This window comes from Arthrobacter sp. HS15c, from assembly GCF_040812005.1.
In the GTDB taxonomy this organism is placed as follows: Bacteria; Actinomycetota; Actinomycetes; order Actinomycetales; family Micrococcaceae; genus Arthrobacter.
The window spans coordinates 114,106-135,238 of sequence record NZ_JBFOHM010000012.1 but is presented as its reverse complement, the minus strand read 5'-3'; the positions used below and the strand labels follow the sequence as shown (position 1 = coordinate 135,238).

20 protein-coding genes are annotated in these 21,133 nt (G+C 66.3%); 4 read left to right on the top strand and 16 right to left on the bottom strand.

Annotated elements, in window-relative coordinates; genetic code table 11:
* Window positions 1-6 precede the first annotated feature (6 nt).
* The 9 genes from ABV518_RS19565 to truB all read right to left on the bottom strand — a co-directional run bounded on the left by ABV518_RS19565 (window position 7) and on the right by truB (window position 9,405).
* Window positions 7-1,350: a M16 family metallopeptidase gene (locus ABV518_RS19565; protein ID WP_367770433.1), complete on the bottom strand. Its 1,344-nt coding sequence runs from the start codon at window positions 1,348-1,350 to the stop codon at window positions 7-9.
* A gap of 110 nt (window positions 1,351-1,460) precedes the next feature.
* Complete coding sequence (locus tag ABV518_RS19560; protein ID WP_131132856.1) at window positions 1,461-3,719, bottom strand: polyribonucleotide nucleotidyltransferase; 2,259 nt, start codon at window positions 3,717-3,719, stop codon at window positions 1,461-1,463.
* 245 nt (window positions 3,720-3,964) lie between these two features.
* Window positions 3,965-4,234: a 30S ribosomal protein S15 gene (rpsO, locus tag ABV518_RS19555; RefSeq protein WP_310166300.1), complete on the bottom strand. Its 270-nt coding sequence runs from the start codon at window positions 4,232-4,234 to the stop codon at window positions 3,965-3,967.
* Between the two features lie 139 nt (window positions 4,235-4,373).
* Window positions 4,374-5,630, bottom strand: coding sequence for a kynureninase (gene kynU / locus ABV518_RS19550; RefSeq protein WP_367770430.1), 1,257 nt, complete (start codon window positions 5,628-5,630; stop codon window positions 4,374-4,376).
* Window positions 5,627-6,481, bottom strand: coding sequence for a tryptophan 2,3-dioxygenase (gene kynA, locus ABV518_RS19545; RefSeq protein ID WP_367770427.1), 855 nt, complete (start codon window positions 6,479-6,481; stop codon window positions 5,627-5,629). Before kynA ends, kynU begins: the two co-directional genes overlap by 4 nt.
* Window positions 6,482-6,510: 29 nt before the next feature.
* Window positions 6,511-7,494 (bottom strand): bifunctional riboflavin kinase/FAD synthetase, encoded by a 984-nt coding sequence (locus ABV518_RS19540; RefSeq protein ID WP_367770425.1) that lies wholly within the window; start codon window positions 7,492-7,494, stop codon window positions 6,511-6,513.
* 141 nt (window positions 7,495-7,635) lie between these two features.
* Window positions 7,636-8,094, bottom strand: a complete 459-nt coding sequence (locus tag ABV518_RS19535) for a hypothetical protein (protein WP_367770423.1) — start codon at window positions 8,092-8,094, stop codon at window positions 7,636-7,638.
* A 19-nt stretch (window positions 8,095-8,113) separates the two neighbouring features.
* Complete coding sequence (locus ABV518_RS19530) at window positions 8,114-8,467, bottom strand: hypothetical protein (protein ID WP_367770420.1); 354 nt, start codon at window positions 8,465-8,467, stop codon at window positions 8,114-8,116.
* A gap of 2 nt (window positions 8,468-8,469) precedes the next feature.
* Window positions 8,470-9,405, bottom strand: a complete 936-nt coding sequence (truB, locus tag ABV518_RS19525) for a tRNA pseudouridine(55) synthase TruB (protein WP_367770417.1) — start codon at window positions 9,403-9,405, stop codon at window positions 8,470-8,472.
* Window positions 9,406-9,487: 82 nt separating this feature from the next.
* On the opposite strand from truB, the gene ABV518_RS19520 reads away from it, so the two are divergent.
* Complete coding sequence (locus ABV518_RS19520) at window positions 9,488-10,660, top strand: pyridoxal phosphate-dependent aminotransferase (protein ID WP_367770414.1); 1,173 nt, start codon at window positions 9,488-9,490, stop codon at window positions 10,658-10,660.
* Here the strand turns inward: ABV518_RS19520 and trxA are convergent.
* The gene (gene trxA / locus ABV518_RS19515; RefSeq protein ID WP_367770411.1) at window positions 10,657-11,109 is read right to left on the bottom strand and encodes a thioredoxin; all 453 of its coding nucleotides are present in this window, start codon (window positions 11,107-11,109) and stop codon (window positions 10,657-10,659) included. The two genes, ABV518_RS19520 and trxA, sit on opposite strands and share 4 nt — an antisense overlap.
* Window positions 11,110-11,129: 20 nt before the next feature.
* The gene (locus ABV518_RS19510) at window positions 11,130-11,615 is read right to left on the bottom strand and encodes a nucleoside deaminase (protein WP_367770408.1); all 486 of its coding nucleotides are present in this window, start codon (window positions 11,613-11,615) and stop codon (window positions 11,130-11,132) included.
* A 181-nt stretch (window positions 11,616-11,796) separates the two neighbouring features.
* Between ABV518_RS19510 and ABV518_RS19505 the strand changes: the two genes are divergently transcribed.
* Window positions 11,797-12,939: a ScyD/ScyE family protein gene (locus ABV518_RS19505; RefSeq protein WP_367770405.1), complete on the top strand. Its 1,143-nt coding sequence runs from the start codon at window positions 11,797-11,799 to the stop codon at window positions 12,937-12,939.
* Between the two features lie 107 nt (window positions 12,940-13,046).
* On the opposite strand, the gene rbfA is transcribed toward ABV518_RS19505, so the two are convergent.
* From rbfA to rimP, 5 genes are all read right to left on the bottom strand, one after another.
* On the bottom strand, window positions 13,047-13,556 hold the full coding sequence (rbfA, locus tag ABV518_RS19500; protein WP_367770402.1) for a 30S ribosome-binding factor RbfA: 510 nt from the start codon (window positions 13,554-13,556) through the stop codon (window positions 13,047-13,049).
* 230 nt (window positions 13,557-13,786) lie between these two features.
* A complete protein-coding gene (infB, locus tag ABV518_RS19495; protein WP_367770399.1) occupies window positions 13,787-16,726 on the bottom strand; it encodes a translation initiation factor IF-2 in 2,940 nt (979 codons plus the stop codon).
* 152 nt (window positions 16,727-16,878) lie between these two features.
* Window positions 16,879-17,271 (bottom strand): YlxR family protein, encoded by a 393-nt coding sequence (locus ABV518_RS19490; RefSeq protein WP_367770397.1) that lies wholly within the window; start codon window positions 17,269-17,271, stop codon window positions 16,879-16,881.
* A 161-nt stretch (window positions 17,272-17,432) separates the two neighbouring features.
* Window positions 17,433-18,413, bottom strand: a complete 981-nt coding sequence (gene nusA / locus ABV518_RS19485) for a transcription termination factor NusA (RefSeq protein ID WP_131132487.1) — start codon at window positions 18,411-18,413, stop codon at window positions 17,433-17,435.
* Complete coding sequence (gene rimP, locus ABV518_RS19480) at window positions 18,413-19,027, bottom strand: ribosome maturation factor RimP (protein ID WP_367770395.1); 615 nt, start codon at window positions 19,025-19,027, stop codon at window positions 18,413-18,415. The genes nusA and rimP overlap by 1 nt, the downstream gene beginning before the upstream one ends.
* Before the next feature lie 106 nt (window positions 19,028-19,133).
* Here rimP and ABV518_RS19475 point away from each other — a divergent pair, with 106 nt between their 5' ends.
* Both ABV518_RS19475 and ABV518_RS19470 read left to right on the top strand, forming a co-directional pair.
* Window positions 19,134-20,309 carry a DUF4439 domain-containing protein gene (locus ABV518_RS19475; protein WP_367770393.1) on the top strand — a complete coding sequence of 392 codons (1,176 nt, stop codon included), beginning with the start codon at window positions 19,134-19,136 and terminating at the stop codon, window positions 20,307-20,309.
* 45 nt (window positions 20,310-20,354) lie between these two features.
* Window positions 20,355-21,122 carry a VIT family protein gene (locus ABV518_RS19470; protein WP_367770391.1) on the top strand — a complete coding sequence of 256 codons (768 nt, stop codon included), beginning with the start codon at window positions 20,355-20,357 and terminating at the stop codon, window positions 21,120-21,122.
* Window positions 21,123-21,133 lie beyond the last annotated feature (11 nt).

Genomic DNA, 21,133 nt, shown 5'->3' with positions numbered 1-21,133 from the left:
TCGAGGTCAGAGCCCGAACGTCTCGGTTTCCTCAAAGGGTCCCACCACAGTGACTGTCCGGGGCGCCGCGGCAAGCTCCTTGGCGAGCTCCTGGACTTCCCGGGCGGTCACGGCCTTGATGAGCCGGAGGGTTTCGTCGATGTCCTGGTACTCGCCGGAGACCAGTTCGGCGCGGCCCAGCCGGGACATGCGCGAGCCGGTGTCCTCCAGGGCCAGAACGATCCCGCCGCAGAGCTGGCCCACGGCCTTGCGGAGTTCGTCGTCGGAAATCCCGCCTTCGGCCAGCTTGTCCAGCTCGGCTCCGAGCAGGTCCAGCACCTGGCGGACCTTCGACGGCGTGCACCCGGCGTACATCCCAAAGTAGCCGGCGTCGGCGTAGGAGGACGCGAAGGAATAGGTGGAATACACCAGGCCGCGCTTCTCGCGGATCTCCTGGAAGAGGCGCGAGGACATGCCACCGCCCAGGACCGCGTTGAGCACGCTCATGACGTAGCGGCGGTCATCCGTGGCCACGATGGTGGGGCAGCCCATGATGATATTGGCCTGCTCCACCGCACGCTTCACCACGTGCAGGCCGGCCGTGCCGGCGATCTCGGCACGCTCGGTGGAGCGCCGCTCCACGGGGGCGGCGTCAGGCTCCAGCGACCAGCCGGCCGCATGGAGCGCATCCACCACAAGGCCGCACACGACGTCGTGCTCCAGGCCTCCGGCAGCGGTGATGACCAGCTCATCCGGGCGGTAATACCGGCGGTAGTGCTCCCAGACGGAGTCGCGGGCAACAGCCCGGATGGCCGCGGGGGTGCCGCCGATGGGGCGGCCCAAAGGGTGCGTGCCCAGCACGGCAGCCACAAAGTTTTCGTGCGCCACATCCGTGGGGTCATCGCTGTCCATGGCGATTTCCTCAAGGATGACGTCGCGTTCCTGCTCCATTTCGGCCGGATCCAGGACCGCGCCGGTGATCATGTCCGCAATGACGTCGATCGCCATGGGCAGGTCGGTGTCGAGCACGCGGGCGAAGTAGCAGGTGCTCTCCTTGGCCGTGGCGGCGTTGGATTCGCCGCCCACCTCGTCGAACGCCGAGGCGATCTCCAGGGCGGTGCGCCGCTTGGTGCCCTTGAACAGCAGGTGTTCAAGGAAATGCGTGGAGCCGTGCTGTCCCGGGGCCTCGTCGCGCGACCCCACCCCAACCCAAAAACCGATCGTTGCCGAGCGCTGGCCCGGCATCGCCTCGGTGAGCACCCGAACACCGCCCGGGAGCACCGAACGCCTGACGACGGAACCGCCGTCGGATCCGTGGACGAAGGTGTCACCGGGCTGGTTCTGCTCAAGCGGCAGGGGTACAACAGTCATTGAAGCCTTTCGGGAGCGGCAGCCGGATCTGGCTGCCATCGTAACAGCGGCGGGGCCGGTGGATCATCCACCGGCCCCGCCGATTCATGCTGTGTGGAGCAGGGTCCGAATTACTCGGAGTCTGCAGCGCCCTCGGCCGTGGCGGAAGCGTCGACGGTTTCGCCGGCACCTTCCTCTTCAGCCACTACGGGGGACAGCGACAGCTTTCCGCGGTCATCGATCTTGGTGATTTCCACCTGGATCTTCTGGCCGACGGAAACGACGTCATCAACGTTGTCCACGCGCTTGCCGTTGGCCAGCTTGCGCAGCTCGGAGATGTGCAGCAGGCCGTCCTTGCCCGGGGTCAGGGAAATGAAGGCACCGAAGGTGGTGGTCTTGACGACCGTACCCAGGTAACGCTCGCCGATTTCCGGAACCTGCGGGTTGGCAATGGCGTTGATCGCGGAGCGTGCTGCGTCTGCAGACGGACCGTTGGTGGCGCCAATGTAGACCGTGCCGTCGTCCTCGATGGAGATGTCGGCGCCGGTGTCTTCCTGGATCTGGTTGATCATCTTGCCCTTGGGCCCAATGACCTCGCCGATCTTGTCAACCGGGATCTTGACCGCGATGACGCGCGGCGCGAACTCGGAGAGCTCGTCCGGGGTGTCGATCGCGGAGTTGATGACATCCAGGATGTGCAGGCGGGCTTCGCGGGCCTGCTTCAGTGCTGCTGCCAGCACGGAGGCGGGGATGCCGTCGAGCTTCGTGTCCAGCTGGATGGCCGTAACGAACTCGGAGGTACCGGCAACCTTGAAGTCCATGTCGCCGAAGGCATCTTCGGCGCCGAGGATGTCGGTCAGCGCTGCGTAGCGGGTCTGACCGTCAACCTGGTCGGAAACCAGGCCCATGGCGATACCGGCGACGGCGGCCTTCAGGGGCACACCGGCGTTCAGCATCGACAGGGTGGAGGCGCAGACGGAACCCATCGACGTCGAACCGTTGGAGCTGAGAGCCTCAGACACCTGGCGGATGGCGTACGGGAATTCCTCACGCGACGGCAGCACCGGCACGAGTGCGCGCTCTGCCAGGGCACCGTGGCCGATTTCGCGGCGCTTGGGCGAGCCCACGCGGCCGGTCTCACCGGTGGAGTACGGCGGGAAGTTGTAGTTGTGCATGTAGCGCTTGCGCGTAACGGGAGACAGCGAGTCGATCTGCTGTTCCATCTTCAGCATGTTCAGCGTGGTGACACCCATGATCTGGGTCTCGCCGCGTTCGAAGATGGCCGAACCGTGGACGCGGGGCAGAACCTCAACCTCGGCGGTGAGCTGGCGGATGTCCGTCAGGCCACGGCCGTCGATGCGGATCTGGTCCTTGAGGATGCGCTGGCGCACAACGTGCTTGGTGACCGAGCGGAATGCTGCGGACAGCTCCTTCTCGCGGCCTTCGAACTGGCCGGCCAGGGAAGAGGTGACCTCGTCCTTGAGTGCGTCCGAAGCGGTGTCGCGCTCCTGCTTGTCGGCGATCTGGAAGACAGCAGCCAGCTTTTCGGCGGCAGCGGCCTCAACAGCGGCGTAGGCGTCGTCCTCGTAGTCGAGGAAGACCGGGAACTCGACGGTCGGCTTTGCAGCGCGGGCGGCGAGGTCGGCCTGGGCGTCGCACAGTGCCTTGATGAACGGCTTGGCAGCCTCAAGGCCCTCGGAGACAACCTCTTCGGTGGGAGCGGTGGCGCCCTGTTCCTTGATGAGGTTCCAGGAGTTGTCCGTGGCTTCGGCTTCGACCATCATGATGGCGACGTCGTCGCCGGCAATGCGGCCGGCAACAACCATGTTGAAGACGGAGTTCTCGAGCTGGGAGTGCTTCGGGAAAGCAACCCACTGCGAACCGTTCTCGTCAGCGACGAGGGCAACGCGGACGCCGCCGATCGGGCCGGAGAAAGGCAGGCCGGAGAGCTGGGTGGACATGGAGGAGGCGTTGATGGCCACCACGTCGTAGAGCTCGTCCGGGTTGATCGCCAGGACGGTGACCACGATCTGGACCTCGTTGCGCAGGCCCTTGATGAAGGCAGGACGCAGCGGGCGGTCCATCAGGCGGCAGGCCAGGATGGCTTCGGTGGACGGGCGGCCTTCACGGCGGAAGAACGAACCCGGGATGCGGCCGGCAGCGTACATGCGCTCTTCGACATCAACCGTCAGCGGGAAGAAGTCGAAGCCTTCGCGCGGGTGCTTGCCGGCGGTGGTTGCGGACAGCAGCGCGGTGTCTTCGTCGATGTACACCATGGCTGCGCCGGCTGCCTGCTTGGCAAGGCGGCCGGTTTCGAAGCGGATTACACGCTTGCCAAAGCGGCCATTGTCAATGACTGCTTCTGAGAACTGGATTTCGGGACCCTCCAAGAGAGTCACCTCCGTTTCTTGGTTAACGGAAGTCCAGCCGCATCAACCCAGGCCAGCATCTGTCTACTGGCCTGCACTGCACCCGGTCATCGATCGAGACCCACGGGCCGGGCTTCAGTCAACGAAGCTTCCCGGGGATCACTACCGAGGACCGCGAATGCGTGATGCGGTTGATCCTCCTGTTTAGTTTTTCTACTGAAGAAGGCGGCCCTTTCCGTCGCGGAAGGGGCCGCCCCTAAATCAGACTAGCGGCGCAGGCCGAGACGCTCGATGAGCGCACGGTAGCGGGCGATGTCAGTCTTCTTGAGGTAGGTGAGCATGCGCTTGCGACGACCAACCATGGCCAGCAGACCGCGCTGGGTGTGGAAGTCGTGCTTGTGCTCCTTCATGTGCTCAGTGAGATCCTTGATCCGCTGAGTCAGGACTGCAACCTGGACCTCCGGTGAACCGGTGTCGCCTTCGCCAGTTGCGTATTCCTTGATGATGGACTGCTTTACAGCGGCGTCAAGTGCCACAATAACTCCTAGAGATGTGCCGTGAGGCCCGAATCAGTAACTCACTGCCGGGTGTGCCCGCGCCGGAATTCGAGGAAAACCCCGGAATTCCCGCACATGACAAGAGCCAGCCGCCACGGACTGCAGCCGGATCCAACGTTTAGTTTACCGGCATGCCGCGCGGGTTGTCGAAACCACGGCCTTCCAGCCGTTCCCGGATGGCCCACATCCCGCGGCGGACCTCATCGAAGGACGTGCTCAGCGGCGACAATCCGATCCGGATTCCCTGCGGTGCGCGGAAATCGGGGATGACATCCTGCTCCCACAGTTCGGCCGTCACGTCCCGGAACGCCGGATGGTCCACGGTGATGTGGCTCCCCCGCTGCTCCGGCTCACGGGGCGAGGCCAGCCGCACCCCAAGGGGTTCCAGACACTCCTCGAACAGCTCCACGGCAAAGCCGGTGAGTTTCACCGATTTTTCGCGGATGGCCGCCATCCCGGCTTCCTCGATAAGGTCCAGGGTGCCGCGCATCGCCAGCATCCCGAAAATCGCCGGCGTGCCGCTGAGGAAACTCCGGATTCCCGGTGCTGCCTCATACCCGGCGGCCATCTCGAACGCGTCCTTGCGGCCCATCCACCCCCAGATCGGCTGCTGCAGCCCCGGCAGGTGGCGGCTGTTGACGTAGGCGAACGCCGGTGAACCCGGGCCGCCGTTGAGGTACTTGTAGGTGCATCCGGCGGCGAAGTCGACGCCGGCGCCGTCCAGGTCGATCTCGACCGAACCGGCCGAATGGCACAGGTCCCAGACCACCAGGGCGCCGGCGTCGTGGACGGCGGCGGTAATGGCCGGCAGGTCGGCAAGGAACCCCGAGCGGTAGGCCACCTGGCTGAGAAGCACGACGGCGGTGCCCGGGCCGGTTGCCGCCCTCACCTGTTCGACGGTCACCCCGGCGGCCGGATCGGATTCGATCCACCGCAGCGTCAGTCCTTCCTCGCGGGCGATGCCCTCCACGAGGTAGCGGTCCGTGGGAAAGTTGTCCGTGTCCAGGACGATTTCGGTCCGGGCCGGGTCAGTGACTGCTGCCAGCGCGGCGCGGATGAGTTTGTACAGCACCACCGTGGTGGAGTCGGCGATGATGGTCTGGCCCGGGGCTGCACCGAGGACGGCGCGGCCCAACTGGTCGCCGATGCTGTGCGGCAGGTCCAGCCATTCCTCGTCCCAGCCGCGGATCAGGCGCCCGCCCCAGCTGTCCCGGATGAAGTCGCCGATGTCCTGCGGCGTGCGCTTAAGCGGGCGGCCCAGGGAGTTGCCGTCCAGGTAGGACAGCGGGGTGTCTGTTCCGATGAAGTGGTCCCGGTAGGACGCCAGCGGATCCTCGGCGTCCAGCTGCGCGCCACGCCCATGGAGGGCGCTCACTGGCCGATCTCCGTCCGGACTGCGAAGAGTTCCGGGAAGAAGGTCAGCTCAAGCGCCTTCTGCAGGAAGGCGGCGCCGCTGGAGCCGCCGGTTCCGGACTTCATGCCGATGGTCCGCTGCACGGTGCGGAGGTGCCGGAACCGCCACAGCTGGAAGTTGTCCTCAAGGTCCACCAGTTCCTCGCAGGCCTCGTAGGCTCCCCAGTTGTCGGCGGCGTTTTCGTAGATGTGCTTGAACAGCGGCACGAGCTCCGGGCAGAATTCGTGGGCGCGGGTGACGTCGCGCTCCAGGACTGACCGCGGCACATTGAGGCCCTGCCGCGCGAGGTAGGCCAGGAATTCGTCGTAGATGCTGGGCGCGTGGAGCTGTTCCTCCAGCATGGCGTGTGCTTCGGGATCGGACTCGAATACGGGAAGCATCTTGCGGTTCTTGTTGCCGAGGACAAACTCCACCGCCCGGTACTGGCTGGACTGGAACCCTGACGAGTTGCCGAGGAAGCCGCGGAACTGGGAATACTCCGTGGGCGTCAGGGTGGCCAGGACAGACCACTGTTCCGTGAGCGTCTTCTGGATGTGCTTGACCCTGGCGATGCCCTTGAGCGCGGAGCCGAGGTCGTCGGCGCGGAGCCAGGCGGCCGCGCTGCGGAGTTCGTGCAGCACCAGCTTCAGCCACAGCTCGGTGGTCTGGTGCTGGATGATAAACAGCAGTTCATCGTGGTGTTCGGGCTTGCTGACCGGCTGCTGGGCGCTGAGGAGGGTGGGCAGCTGCAGGTACGAGGCGTAGCTCATCCGCGAACTGAAATCGCGGACGATGCCCTTATCCAGCTTCCTGGTGTTCTTTTCGACGGTCACTTGGCTGCCTTTCCTGGCGGGTGCTCCGGTCAGCGGCGGACCAGGAGATCGTGGGCCTGCACCACGTCCAGGCGCATCTGGTCAACCAGTGCCTCAGGCCCACGATAGGCCACCATGCCCCGCAGCCTGGCCACGAATTCCACCACTACTGTCTGGCCGTACAGATCGAAGTCCTCCACCGATTCATCGGGGCGGTCGATCACGTGGGCCTCGACCTGGCGGCTGACGCCATCAAAAGTGGGGTTGGACCCGACGGAAATGGCCGCGGGCCAGCGGGTTCCGGCCTGGTCAACGAGCCAGCCGGCGTAAATGCCGTCGGCGGGAATGAAGCCGCTCGCCTCGTGGGCGAGGTTGGCGGTGGGGAATCCCAGGGCGCGGCCCCGGGCGGCACCGTGCACCACTTCGCCGCGCATCCGGTGCGGACGGCCCAGCACTTCAGCGGCTGTGGCGACGTCGCCTTCCTGCAGGGCCTCGCGCACCCAGGTGGACGAGCACCGGCGGTCCGTGCCGTCGTCGTCATGCAGGGGGTAGCCCTCGGAGCCGAACTCGCTGATGACCTGGACGTCGAACCCGAACTTCCCGCCCAACTGCTTCATGGTGTCCAGGTCGCCGGAGTTGCCCCGGCCGAACCGGGCGTCGTGACCGATCACCACATGGCTGGCGTGAAGGCTGTCCACGAGGACCTGGCCCACGAACTCCTCGGCGGTGAGGCTGGCCAGGTTCAGGGAATATTTCATCACCAGGATGGCGTCCAGGCCCAGCTCGCCCAGCGCTTCCAGCTTGTCCTGCAGGCCCATGATCATCTCGGGCGCAGACTCCGGCCGGTGGATCATGGCCGGGTGCGGATCAAAGGTGACGGCTACGGCTTTAATGCCGTTGCGTCGGGCGGACCGGATCAGCTGGGACAGCACCTGCTGGTGGCCGCGGTGGACGCCGTCGAAGTTGCCGAAAGTGACAACGGATGGACCGAAGTCCGCCGGGACCTCGGACGGATCGTTCCAGATGTAGACCATCACCCTCGCCTTTTACTGCCTGCAACTGACATGCCCGGACGCCTGACCGGCGCCGGAACTCTCTAAGATTACCCGCTAACACGGGTGCCTCCGGACTGCGCCGCAGCCCGTGGCGGGCGGCCGGGCCGTGCCGGAAAAGGACTAGGCGGCGTTCCGCCGTTTGCCCGGCCGGCGCCTGTACAGCCACACCAGGCCCAGAATCGGCAGCAGGAGCGGGATGAAGGCGTAGCCCCGGCCGAACAGCGACCAGACGGTTTCGTGCGGGAACTGCACCGGGTCAAAGACGCTCAGGGCCCCCACGACGACGACACCGACCAGTTCCACCAGCACGGCGGCCACCGATACTTTGAACCAGGTGCGGCCGGGTTTGGCCAGGGAAACGGTGGCCACCAGGTACACCAGCGCCGCGAAGGCGGACAGCAGGTAGGCCAGCGGTGCTTCGGAGAACTTGGTAAGGATCTGGTAGCCGGCCCGGGCGGTGGCGGAAATGGCGAACACCGCGTAAACGGCGATCAGGAGCCTGCCGGGGCCGGTATTGCGGGTGTCTTTGGCAGACGTGCGTGCCTTGTCCGGCGTCGCTTCGGAATGTGGTGCTTTCACGTTGCGGGCTTCTTCCACTTCAGTACCAGATCTGGTTCATTCGGGCGGCCATCACCAGGGCGGTCACCCCGACGGCGGCCAGGACAAAGTTGCTCCAGCGGGTCCGTTCCAGGATGGACCAGTAGACGGCCGCCGGAGGCAGGAGCATGGCTGTGGCCAGGTAGCCCCAGAACTCCCAGGCTTCGCCCGCGATGGGTTCACCGCCGATCACCCTGATGATGGACCCCACGAGGTAGACCACCAGGGCGAGTTCGACGGCGGCCACGGACAGGATGGTGACGTCGTTCGGGGCCTTTTTCAGGATGCCGGCCACCAGACAGATGCCGGTGGAGATCAGGCCGACGGCGAGGATGATGTAGAAGTACGCGTCCACGGCTAGGACTCCCGGGAGCCGTTGCCGGGTGCGAACACCAGCACAGGCTTGGCGAAGTTGCCGGAATCCGCCAGGAGCGCCACCAGGCTGCCGTCGGGGGCAAAGGCGGCGGCGGGATGATCGGCGGTGGCGGCCCCGGGGCTTCCTGCTTCCGCGCCGGCCGCAATCCTGCGGCCGAACGAGATCTCGGTGGTTTCTTCGGCGGTCAGTTCCCGGTTGGGCATCAGGGCGCGCGCGGCCTGCGACATTTCGAGGACCTGGAGGTCCTCGGCCAACTGCTCCAAGGTCCGCGCCTGCTCCAGCGAGTAGGGACCCACGTGGGTGCGGCGGAGCGCCGTCAGGTGGCCGCCGACTCCCAGCGCGTTCCCCAGGTCCCGGGCCAGGGCGCGGATGTACGTGCCGGAGGAGCATTCCACGGTGACGTCGATGTCCAGTACCGCGGCGTCATCTGTCTCAGTGCCGGCTTCCCGGTTGATGCCATGGACTTCGAAGCGGTGGATGGTGACGGGGCGGGCAGCGAGTTTGACCTCTTCGCCGGAGCGCACCCGGGCGTAGGCCCGTTCGCCGTTGACCTTGATGGCGCTGACGCTGCTGGGCACCTGCTGGATCAGCCCGGTGAGGGCCGCGACGCCGTCGTGAATCGCTTCGTCGGTGACGGCGGCGGCGCTGGCGGAGGCGACAACGTCACCCTCGGCGTCGTCGGTGATGGTTGACTGGCCCAGCCGGATGGTGGCCGTGTACGTCTTGGAGGTGCCCACGATGTAGGTGAGCAGGCGCGTGGCCTTGTTGATGCCGACCACCAGGACGCCGGTGGCCATGGGATCCAGGGTTCCGGCGTGCCCCACTTTCCGGGTTCCGGCGATGCGACGCATCCGACCAACCACATCATGGCTGGTCCATCCCTGCGGTTTGTCCACTATCACCAGTCCAGAAAGCACGCTTCCCAGTATATCGGCGCCGGCGGGAGCGCCCGCCCACGCGTGCCGCCCACGCCAGCGTGCCAGGGCTAGGATGGCAACCATGCCTGAGCTTGCCGCGCACGCGCGCGACGTCCCCGTCAACCAGATCCGCGAAATCACCGAGGCCGCGTGGCGAACTCCCGGGGCACTCGTGCTGAGCATCGGGGAACCGGGTTTCGCGCTCCCCCGCCACATCCTGGAAGCCGGGATGGCTTGCCTGGACCGCGACGAGACCAACTACACACCCAACGCCGGCATCCCCGCACTTCGTGAGGCCTTCGCCGCGCGCTTCAGGGAACGTTCCGGCAGCACCATAGGCGCCGAGCGCGTTTACGTGGTGGACGGCGCGCAGCAAGGCCTGCACTTCGCCATGAGCCTCGTGCTCTCCCCCGGCGATGAGGTCCTCATTCCCAACCCCGGCTACCCCACGTTCGCCATGACCAGCCGGCTGCTCAACGCCGTCCCCGTCGGGTACCCGCTATATCCCGAGCACGACTTCCAGCCCCGGATCGGCGATATCGAGGCGCTCATCACGGACCGGACGCGGCTGCTGATCCTGAATTCGCCCTCCAATCCGCTCGGCGCGGTACTCGGCGAGGACCTGACCCGGCAGCTTGTGGACCTGGCCCGCCGGCACGACCTCTGGATCATCTCCGACGAATGCTATGAGGCCTTCACGTACGACGTCCCCCACGTCAGCCCCGCGCGGTTCGACAGCGATGTCCCCGGGGAGGCGCGCGTCTTCACCTCGCTGACGCTGTCCAAGACGTACGGCCTGACCGGCCTGCGGATTGGGGCACTGGTCTGCCCGCCGGGGCTGGAGCAGACAATGAACAACGTCATGGAGGCCATCGTCTCCTGTGTTGCCTCGCCGTCGCAGTATGCCGCACTCGCGGCACTGACCGGCCCGCAGGACTACGTCCGGCACGCCCATGCCCACTACCGCGCCAACCGCGACGCCGCCTCGGCCGTGCTCGATGCCAAAAACATTCCCTACCTGACGGCGCAGGGGGCGTTCTATCTCTGGGCCGACGTCTCCCACGCAAGCGGCGGCGACGTCCGCGGCTGGGTCCGCCAGTTCCTCGCCGGCTCGGGCGTGGCCCTCGCGCCGGGAACCGCCTTCGGCTCGATCGGCGAAGGGTGGGTACGGATCGCCCTGTGTGGCGCGCGCGAAGAGCTGGTGGAGGGCGTTGGCCGGCTGCCGGCGCGGTCAGGGCCGGCCCGTACCGCTTAGCGGCGGCTGGCTGCCAGAGCCTCATCCAGCCAGGAACGCAGGACTGCGGCCGGCGCCGCTCCCGCCTGCCTTGCCACCACTTTTCCGCCGACGATGACCATCAGTGTGGGAATCGCCTGCACATCGAACCGCAAAGACAGCTGCGGGGCCCGGTCAACGTCCACCTTGACGAGCTTGATCCGGCCGGCCCGCTCCACGGCGAGCTTGTCCAGCACCGGGCTGACCATCCGGCAGGGTCCGCACCAGGCAGCCCAGAAGTCGATGAGTGCCGGAACCGGGGACTGTTCCGCCACCGTGGCGAAGTCGACGTCGCCGGCGTTGACGATCCACGGCAAGTCCTGCCGGCAGCTGCCGCAGCGCGGGTGGCCGGCAGCAGCGGCGGGAACCCGGTTGGTCTTCCCGCAGTTGAGGCACTTGATGAGCGTTGGTTCCGCTGCGGTGGATTCCACTGTGCTCGCTGCCTTCCGGGTCAGTAGTCGGTGCGGTGCTTGTTTCTCCGCCATGCGTCAAACGGAGCGTCCGACGTCGGCACGGCGGTTTGGGCAACCGGCAACAGTTCCGGCCGGGTGCCGCTGAAGTAGTCGTAGAACACGGCATCGTCGAAACCGGCTGCAGCGGCGCCGTGCCGGTCTGCAGCGAAGTAGACGCGGTCAATGCGGGCCCAAAGGGCCGCTGACAGGCACAGCGGGCACGGCTCGCAACTCGTGTAGAGGACAGCCCCGCGCAGGTCGAAGCGGGCTGTGGCAGCAGCGGCGGCACGGATCGCCACCACTTCGGCGTGTGCCGTGGGGTCGTGGTCCCGGGTGACACGGTTGATGCCTTCGTGGACCCGGCCGTCCGCGGTGACCACCAGCGCACCGAACGGACCACCGCCGTCGGCCACGTTCTTTACGGCCAGTTCAACGGCCTGTTCCAGATATCGCGTTGCATCGTGGTTGTCGCTCGCCTGGCTCATAGCTAGATCCTAGCCACGACGCCCGGAATGCGGGGCCAATTAGGGGGCCCAATAGGGGGAAATTCCGTCGACGCCTTCAGCCCGCAGGACTAGTCTGGCGCCGGGGGTTAGTTCTGATACGTCGTCTTGGTCTCATGGCCCGGCCCCGCAGCGGGGTGCACTTCAATTTCGGAGACTGGCAATGAACAAAAAGGTACCCATCATCGCCTGCCTGGCGGCGATGCTGGCTTTTTCCGTCGCACCCGCGACAGCAGGCGGTTGGTCGTCGCCGCCTGACGATCCCCTGGCCGATGGACTGGCCCTGCCACTGAGTCTCGCCGTCGGCACCAATAAGTCCGTCCTTTTTACGCATACTGTTTTCGGTGAACCCCCTCTCGGCAAGCTCAGCAAAGTGGAGCGCGATGGCTCCATCACTGACGTGTACGAACGTCCGGGTTGGGATGTGGCGGGTGTGGAGAGCCGCGGCGCAACCACCTTCTTCCTTGAGAGCGTGGGGGCAGGCGGGGATCCGGCAGGGCTGGAAGGCTACCTCAAGGCCATCAACGTCCATGGCGAGGTGCGCAGCATCGCCGATCTCGCCTCGTTTGAACGGAGCAACAACCCGGACGGCAAGCAGGAGTACGGCTTTGGGTCGGATGTCTCCTACGAATGCCTCGCCGGCTTCCCTGACTTCCCTCCGGCCCGCTACACGGGCATCGTGGATTCCCATCCCTATGCCACCGCCGTGCAGGGGAACACGGTTTTCGTGGCGGATGCCGGGATGAATGCGATCCTCAAGGTCAACGCTGTTACGGGCGCGGTCACCACACTGGCTGTCCTTCCGCCCCGGCCAGCTATCATTCCGGCAGGCCTCAAAATCCCCGTGGACATGATGGGCAACACGGTGGAGGTACCTGAATGCACGGGATACGAATACGCCTTTGAAGCCGTGCCGACGGACGTGGAGTTTGGCCCCGACGGCTGGCTGTACGTATCGTCGCTTCCGGGCGGTCCGGAGAGCGCCGAACTGGGCGAACGCGGAGCAATTTTCCGGATCAACCCGTGGACCGGGGCGACCCACCTCTGGGCCGAAGACATCCTCAGCCCTACCGGCCTGGCCGTTTCCAACACAGGCGATGTCTATGTAGCGTCCATGTTCGGCAATGAGATCCTCAAGATCGATGCATGGACCGGCAAACGATCAGTGTTCCTGGAGGCCATAACACCAGGGGCTATTGAAATCCACGGCCGGACCCTCTACGCCACGGTAGAAGCACTGCCTGACTTCGCGGCTTCACCCCCCGCCCCGCCGGCGGGCAAGGTCATCAAGGCTGACATCAGGTAGCGGGCGGCAACAGGTCCTGCAGGTAATCACTACCGGCAGACGAAGGAAGGCCCGGACTGCAGCTGCAGTCCGGGCCTTCCTGTGATCCACGCGATGTGGTCAGACGGCTATTTGCCGCCGTCTTCGTCGAGTTCTTCGTCGTCGGTGAGGTCAAGGTCCTCTTCGTCGAAGTCGTCCTCGTCGATGTCCACATCGGCGGGAACGTCACGCTTGTAGGGATCGGCGTCGCCGGCGTGCTTGGCTTTCTCAGCCAGGGCGGCAACCTCGGCGTCGCGCTTCTTGGCTTCGCGAAGCAGCTCCTCGAGGTTGGAGGCAACCACGGGAATCTGGTCAGCCACGAATTCGAGACTGGGAGTCAGCCGGACAGTGACGTTCCGGCCCACTTCCTGCCGAAGTACACCCTTGGCTTTCTCAAGCCCCTTGGCGGCATCCGCCTGGACAGCCTGGTCACCGAACACGGTGTAGTAAAGGGTGGCGTGCTGCAGGTCGTTGGTCACGCGGGCATCGGTAATAGTGATGCCTTCAAGCCGGGGATCCTTAACCTTCCGGCCCAGGGCCTCGGCAACAACAACCTTAATCCGCTGCGCCAACTTGGCAGCCCGTGCGGGATCAGCCATGACATCCTCCTGGATAGAAATAGAAAGTTTGGGGGCGCAGGTGACGTACGCACCTGCGCGCGGAGCGATTGAGGGGGCCCGGGAGTGGCATCGGGCCTGCCGGAGACGGACGGCCAACGATCGTAGATCGATGGCCGTCCGTCGTAGGGGCGGGGCCCCCTCAATCGCGGAGTGCTTGGGCGGGGCGCCCCCAAAACTCGGAGGCTCCCCGCAGTAGTGCTTTCCCTGCCTTAGACGCGCGGCTTCTCGCGCATCTCGAAGGTCTCGATGATGTCGCCTTCGGTGATGTCGTTGAACGAGCCAAGACCGATACCACACTCGAAGTCCGTGCGGACCTCGGTGGCGTCGTCCTTGAAGCGCTTGAGCGTCTCAACGGTGAGGTTGTCGCCGATGATCTTGCCGTCGCGGCTGATGCGTGCCTTCGAGTTGCGTCGGATGATGCCCGAGCGAACGATGGAACCTGCGATGTTGCCGAACTTGGAGGAACGGAACACTTCGCGGACCTCGGCGGTGCCAAGCTGGACCTCTTCGTACTCCGGCTTGAGCATGCCCTTGAGGGCCATCTCGATGTCATCGATTGCTGAGTAGATGACGGAGTAGAAGCGCATGTCCACGCCTTCGCGGTCTGCCAGTTCGGCAACACGCTCGGCGGGCTTGACGTTGAAGCCGATGATGACGGCGCTGTCGACCGTCGCCAGGTTGACGTCGTTCTGCGTGATGGCACCAACGCCGCGGTGGATGACGCGCAGCTGCACGCCTTCGCCGACATCGATCTTGAGCAGTGCGTCTTCGAGGGCTTCCACGGCACCGGACACGTCACCCTTGAGGATGAGGTTGAGGGTATCGATCTTGCCATCGGCCACGGCCTGGTCGAAGTCTTCCAGGCTGATGCGCTTGCGGCGCTTGGCCAGGGCGGCGTTGCGGTCGGCTGCTTCACGCTTCTCGGCGATCTGGCGGGCGGTGCGCTCGTCAGCGGTCACGAAGAAGGTGTCGCCGGCGCGCGGCACGTTGGACAGACCCAGGACCTGCACGGGGCGGGACGGGCCGGCCTCGGTCAGGGCGCTGCCGTCGTCGTCGAACATGGCGCGGACGCGGCCGTGGGCCGTACCGGCCACGATCGTGTCGCCGACACGCAGCGAACCGGACTGCACCAGGACGGTGGCCACGGAACCGCGGCCCTTGTCCAGGTTGGCTTCGATCGCAATACCGCGGGCGTCCTTGTTCGGGTTGGCGCGCATGTCCAGGGCGGCGTCTGCGGTGAGCAGGACGGCCTCGAGCAGCTCGTCGATGTTGAGGTTCTGGCGGGCAGAGACCTCCACGAACATGGTGTCGCCACCGTATTCTTCGGGAACCAGGCCGTACTCGGTCAGCTGGCCGCGGACCTTGTCCGGGTTGGCGCCTTCCTTGTCGATCTTGTTCACGGCCACCACGATCGGCACATTTGCTGCCTGCGCGTGGTTGAGGGCCTCAACGGTCTGCGGCATCACGCCGTCATCCGCTGCGACCACGAGGATGGCGATGTCGGTGACCTTCGCACCACGGGCACGCATGGCGGTGAACGCCTCGTGGCCCGGAGTATCGATGAAGGTGATCTTGCGGTCTTCGCCTTCGTGGGTGTGCGTGACCTGGTAAGCACCGATGTGCTGCGTGATGCCACCGTGCTCGCCCGCCATAACGTCGGACTTGCGGATGGCGTCAAGCAGGCGGGTCTTACCGTGGTCGACGTGGCCCATGACGGTGACAACAGGAGGACGTGCCTCAAGGTCTTCGTCGCCTTCGGCTTCGAGCTCTGCTTCAAAGTCGATATCGAAGGTGGAGAGCAGCTCGCGCTCCTCGTCCTCCGGCGAGACGACCTGGAGCTTGTAGCCAAGCTCCTCGCCCAGCAGGGCGAAGGTTTCCTCATCCAGCGACTGCGTGGCCGTGGCCATTTCGCCGAGGTGGAACAGGACGGTGACCAGTGCTGCGGGGTTTGCCTCGATCTTGTCGGCAAAGTCCGTGATGGACGAACCGCGGCGGAGCCGGATGACGGTGCTGCCGTCGCCACGGGGGACGCTGACGCCACCCAGCGACGGAGCACTCATCTGCTCGAGTTCCTGGCGCTTGGCACGCTTCGACTTGCGCTGCTTGCCGCGGCCGGCGCCGCCCTTACCGAAAGCACCCTGGGTGCCACCGCGACCGCGGCCACCCTTGCCGAAGCCACCGCCGGCCGGAGCACCGCCGCCGGCACCGGGAGCACCGGTACCGGGAGCGCCGCCCGGGCGTCCGGGACCACGGCCGCCGCCACCGGGACGGCCTGCACCTGCGCCTGCGGGTGCAGGACGCTCAGTGCGGTTGGGCATCATGCCCGGAGTAGGACGGTTTCCACCGGCACCTGCGGGACGGGGACCGCCCGCACCAGCCGCGGGACGCGGACCACCGGGACGGGGACCGCCCGCACCAGCCGCGGGACGCGGACCACCGGGACGGGGACCGCCCGCACCGGCTGCCGGACGGGGACCACCCGGACGGTCGCCGTCGGTACGGCTTCCACCCGGACGGGGCATGCCCTGCGAGGTAGCGAACGGGTTGTTGCCCGGACGAGGCGCACGTTCTCCACGTTCGCCGTCGCCACCACGGCCGCGGGGCATGCCCTGGGACGTAGCGAACGGGTTGTTGCCCGGGCGGGGGCCGCCGGGGCGCGGCGCGGAGCCGCCCTGCGACGATCCGCCGGAGCGGGAGGGTGCAGCGGGGGCTTCAGCCTTGGGCGCCGGGCGGGCACCGGGCTTTGCTCCGGTGGACGGAGCGCTGGCGGCCGGAGCCGGCGCAGCGGGTGCCGCGGCCGCAGGTGCAGCCGGAGCTGCAGAAGCGGCGGCGGGTGCAGCCGGGGCTGCAGGCGCTGCGGCCGCGGGGGCTGCAGCGGCAGGAGCCGGGGCTTTGGGAGCTGCGGGACTCGGAGCGGGTGCTGCGGGACGTGATTCAGCCGACGGGGCAGGCGCCTGGGGCGCGGCTGCCGGAGCTGCGGACTTAGCCGCGGCGTCGGGGTAGGCGTTGCGGAGTTTCCGCACCACCGGGGCCTCAATGGTGGAAGAGGCGGAGCGAACGAATTCGCCCAGTTCCTGCAGTTTTGTCACTGCATCTTTGGAAGTAATACCGAGCTCTTTAGCGAGCTCGTGTACGCGGACCTTGGCCACATTTCTCCTGTCTCGGTCCGCACCGAGCCAGGCACGAACCGTCTACTTCTTACTGCGGGCCCTCGCCGCGGATGCAGCAGAAGGGCCCATTGCAGAGCGCAACAAAGTTGTCATCGTTGCGCACTCATCGCTGGGAACTCATCGGGTTTCCATCAGTTTTCTGACCCGCTTTCAGGTTGGACGGTTGTTGCTGCAGCTACCGGAGGTATCCGCAGCGGGCCTGCAGCGCCCGTGCCTGCCATAATCCGGCGTTCGACGGCGGCGGTCCCGGTTGCGCCCTTGAGGGCACGTCCGAATGCTCGCCGTTTGACCGCCAGGGCCAGGCACGATTCGCTGGGGTGCAGCCATGCACCCCGGCCAGCCATCCGGCGTCGTTCATCGACCAAAACAGCGGATGAACCGCTGGCATCAGCCACGAGCCGGAGCAGCTCCGACCGCGAACCCTTCTTCCGGCATCCGATGCAGGTGCGCTGGGGTTGATTCTCGCTGTGAAGCACTTCTTCCACGGTGAGTATCTTCCTGACGTACCTGGCTGCCCTGCCCATGCCTGCCCGCCACAGCGAACTGCAGGGTGGGCACGCAAGGGCGCACGGATACCGGCCGTTAGGCGCGGTCAATGTCTATTCTAGCCCCTCGGGGCCGTTCTGCCCGAAACCCGGCGCTTCAACCGGCGGCATCCGCCGTCGGCCGTCGCACCGGGCAAGGGTCAGTTTTCGCGCGGCGCGGCGGCGTCCGAGACGATGTCGATGCGCCAGCCGGTCAGCTTGGCGGCCAGGCGGGCGTTCTGGCCCTCCTTGCCGATGGCCAGTGAGAGCTGGTAGTCCGGGACAACAACGCGGGCCGAGCGGGTCGCTTCGTCGATGATCGTGACGGAATTCACACGCGACGGCGACAGTGCGCTGGCGATGAAAGTCGCCGGATCCTCGCTGAAGTCTACGATATCGATCTTTTCGTCGTTCAGTTCGGTCATCACTGCCCGAACCCGGGAACCCATTTCGCCGATGCAGGCGCCCTTGGCGTTGATGCCCTGGGTGTTTGCCTTGACGGCGATCTTGGTGCGGTGGCCGGCTTCGCGGGCCAGTGCCACGATTTCCACGGAACGGTCCGCGATTTCCGGAACTTCCAGTTCGAAGAGCTTCCGGACCAGGCCCGGGTGTGAACGCGACAGCGTGACCGACGGACCCTTGGTGCCGCGGTGGACGTCGATGACCAGGGCGCGGAGCCGGTTCCCGTGGGTGTACTTCTCCCCCGGCACCTGCTCGGGCGGCGGCAGCAGCGCTTCCACGGCGCCCAGGTTGACCTGGATCATGTGCGGGTTGTTGCCCTGCTGGATGAGCCCGGCAACGAGTTCACCCTCGCGGCCCTTGAATTCGCCCAGGACGGCGTCGTCCTCAACGTCCCGGAGGCGCTGGAGGATGATCTGGCGTGCAGTGCTGGCTGCGATGCGGCCGAACCCGGCCGGAGTGTCTTCGAACTCGCCGATGGGGGCGCCGTCGTCGTCGATCTCCACAGCCCAGATGGTCACGTGCCCGCTCTTGCGGTCCAGTTCAGCGCGGGCCTTCTCGAAGGCGCCGGGCGACTTGTGGTAGGCCACCAGGAGCGCCTGCTCAATGGTGGGGATCAGGAGGTCCAGCGGGATTTCACGCTCACGCTCCAGAAGTCTCAGTGCGCTCATGTCAATATCCATCAGGCCTCCTCAGAAGGTCCATTGTGCTCAGGTTCCAGACCGGCCTCGTCGAGGTGGCTGAATTCGATCTCGACTTTTCCGTTGCGGATCCTGTCGAAAGGAAGTGTTACGGGGTCGCCCTGCTTGGGCTTCATGCCCTTCTTGACGGCGATCTCCGGGACGAGGGTCACGCCGGAGTCGTCCACAGCCTTGACCCTGCCGGTGACGTTGTCGCCCTGGACGACGTTGACTTTGACCATCCGCCCGCGGGCCCGGTGCCAGTGGCGCTCTTCCGTCAATGGACGTCCAACGCCGGGGGAGGAAACCTCAAGGTCGTACGGCCGGCCGTCGTCGTCAGGATCGTTGTCCAGTACGTCGGACAGGACCCTGGAGATGTCAGCGATCACGTCAAGGTTCACGCCGCCGGTCTCTTCCTGTGGCAGGTCCACCACCACGTGGACCACCCGATGCGAACCGGGGATGATGGAGACATCCTCGAGGTACAGGCGGTTGGCCTGGACCGGCGGTTCAAGTAAGGCCCGCAGCCGGGCAGCTTCCGGATTGTAGGCAGGCGCAACGTCAGCCCTACCCGTTCCGGTACGGTCTGATGAAGTCGTGGCTTCTGCATTACTCACGATGCCGGCCGCCTCCCGATAGATGATGTTGTGACTACTAGCCTAGCGATTTTCCGGGCGCTGTGGTGCACCGAGTTTGCCCTCCGGCGTGACAACATGGTCTGTTGTGAAAGACGACAGCACCGAAATCAGCGCCCGCAGGCGGTATTTCCGGTACGCCGTTTTTTCGCTCACAGCCCTGCTGGTGATGAGCCTGGGCATGGCCATTGTCCCCCGTCAGCCCCCTGCACCTGCGGAAACACCTTTTTCGGAGCGTGCCCGGGCCGCGGCGCTGGCCGATGCCCTGGCGCTGAGGGCTGCCGGGCAGGAACTGGCAGGTGCCGCCGCCGGCGATGGAGGGCCCGGCACCGATACCGCGCTGGACAGAACTGTGACTTTGCTGACCATCCAGGCCAGGGCCCTGGTGCTGCCCGGCGACACCCCGACCGCTTCTGCCGGTACAGGTCCTGGACACAGGACGGCGCAAGCCTCCTCCGCGGGCGTGCCGGCCTCGCCCGGCAATTCAGCAACGCCGGGCCCGGCCTCGTTATCCGAACTGGCGACAGACCTTGCTGCCAGCGGCGCCACGCGCCTCACCGATGCGCTGGAGGCCGACGGCGGCATGGCCCGCCTTCTCGCCGGTGCCGGCGCGGCCCAGTTGCTGGCCGCCGGTGAAATCGCAGCCCTCGCCGGGGTTCCGGCGGCCGAACTGCCCGGATGGCAGGAACCGGCAGGACCTTCCGCGCAACCCTCACCCGCTAGAGGGTGCACCAGCGCCGGGCCGTCAGGCGGAGCTGATGGCGAACGCGTCGACCCGGGCACTGGCGCTGGCTTGGGGGCGGCCCTGACGGCCACCCTGGACGCCGAACATCAGGCTGTTTACGGCTACCAGGCCGCGCTCACCCGCCTTGACCCGACAGCCGCAACCCAGGCGTCCAGCCTGCTGGCAGAACACCTGGACCTGGCTGATGAGGCTGAGACATACGCCGCACTGCAGTGCACGGCCATTCCGCCGACGCCGCCCGGATACGTCCTCGATCCGGCGTTCCTGGGCGCGCCCGCCGCGGGCCTGGCACGGCTGGAGTCAGCGACCCTGACAGCTTTCGGCGATGTCGTGGCGTTGAGCGCCGCTCCTGCCCGCGGATGGGCCGTCTCAGCCCTCGTGGCGGCTGCGCGGAGGACGGCCAACTGGGGCGTGGACCCCGGTCCGGTTCCCGGCCTCACCCTGGACGAGTCCCAGCTCCCCGCCTTGCCGGACAGACCTGAAAACGCCGCCCTTACGGCATCTCCGGCAGCCACGTAGGACACGCTACTGGCGACGGGGTCCAAGTGATGGTTTGCTGATTCCATGGATTCCCAGGAGCCGGCGGACCGGGCGGGCTTTCGGCCGGACAACAAGGATCTGCAACGCCACCTTGAAACCGAGCCGCACGAGAACGATGTGGCCCAGCGCCTGAACTGGCTGCGCGCCGGAGTGCTGGGCGCCAACGACGGGATCGTCTCAGTGGCCGCCATAGTGGTCGGCGTCGCAGGCGCCACGGCTGACACGGGACCCATCCTCGCCGCGGGCGTGGCCGGCCTGGTGGGCGGCGCCGTCTCCATGGCCCTGGGCGAGTACGTCTCCGTGAGCAGCCAAAGCGACAGCCAGAAGGCGCTGATCGAAAAGGAACGCCGCGAGCTCGCCGAGGAGCCGGAGGAAGAACTCGCCGAGCTGGCCGCCATCTACCAGGGCAAGGGCCTCAGCCCTGAAACAGCCCGTAAGGTGGCCGTGGAACTGACCGAACACAACGCGCTGGCGGCCCATCTCTCGGCTGAGCTCAATATCGACGAGGCGGATATTGTCAGCCCCTGGCACGCCGCCTTCGCCTCGGCTGTGGCGTTCACCATCGGTGCGGTCCTGCCAATGCTGGCCATCCTCCTGCCCCCTCAGGACATCCGCGTTCCCATCACCTTCGGCACGGTGCTGGCAGCGCTGGCATTAACCGGCGCACTGGGGGCCGGGATCGGTGGAGGTTCCAAAATGCGCGCCGCCGTCCGGGTGGTGGTGGGCGGAGCACTGGCCCTGGCGGCAACGTTCACCATCGGCAACCTGCTCGGCGCCAGCGGAGTCGTGTAGCCACGTCAACT

What these genes read in the sequence shown, in the direction of transcription:
- nusA (WP_131132487.1), bottom strand. Translation starts at nt 18,413, where the DNA reads ATGGATATTGACATGAGCGCACTGAGACTTCTGGAGCGTGAGCGTGAA.
- ABV518_RS19520 (WP_367770414.1), top strand. Translation starts at nt 9,488, where the DNA reads ATGCCTGAGCTTGCCGCGCACGCGCGCGACGTCCCCGTCAACCAGATC.
- ABV518_RS19565 (WP_367770433.1), bottom strand. Translation starts at nt 1,350, where the DNA reads ATGACTGTTGTACCCCTGCCGCTTGAGCAGAACCAGCCCGGTGACACC.
- ABV518_RS19490 (WP_367770397.1), bottom strand. Translation starts at nt 17,271, where the DNA reads ATGGGCAGGGCAGCCAGGTACGTCAGGAAGATACTCACCGTGGAAGAA.
- ABV518_RS19505 (WP_367770405.1), top strand. Translation starts at nt 11,797, where the DNA reads ATGAACAAAAAGGTACCCATCATCGCCTGCCTGGCGGCGATGCTGGCT.
- ABV518_RS19540 (WP_367770425.1), bottom strand. Translation starts at nt 7,494, where the DNA reads ATGGTCTACATCTGGAACGATCCGTCCGAGGTCCCGGCGGACTTCGGT.
- rbfA (WP_367770402.1), bottom strand. Translation starts at nt 13,556, where the DNA reads ATGGCTGATCCCGCACGGGCTGCCAAGTTGGCGCAGCGGATTAAGGTT.
- ABV518_RS19470 (WP_367770391.1), top strand. Translation starts at nt 20,355, where the DNA reads ATGGATTCCCAGGAGCCGGCGGACCGGGCGGGCTTTCGGCCGGACAAC.
- ABV518_RS19510 (WP_367770408.1), bottom strand. Translation starts at nt 11,615, where the DNA reads ATGAGCCAGGCGAGCGACAACCACGATGCAACGCGATATCTGGAACAG.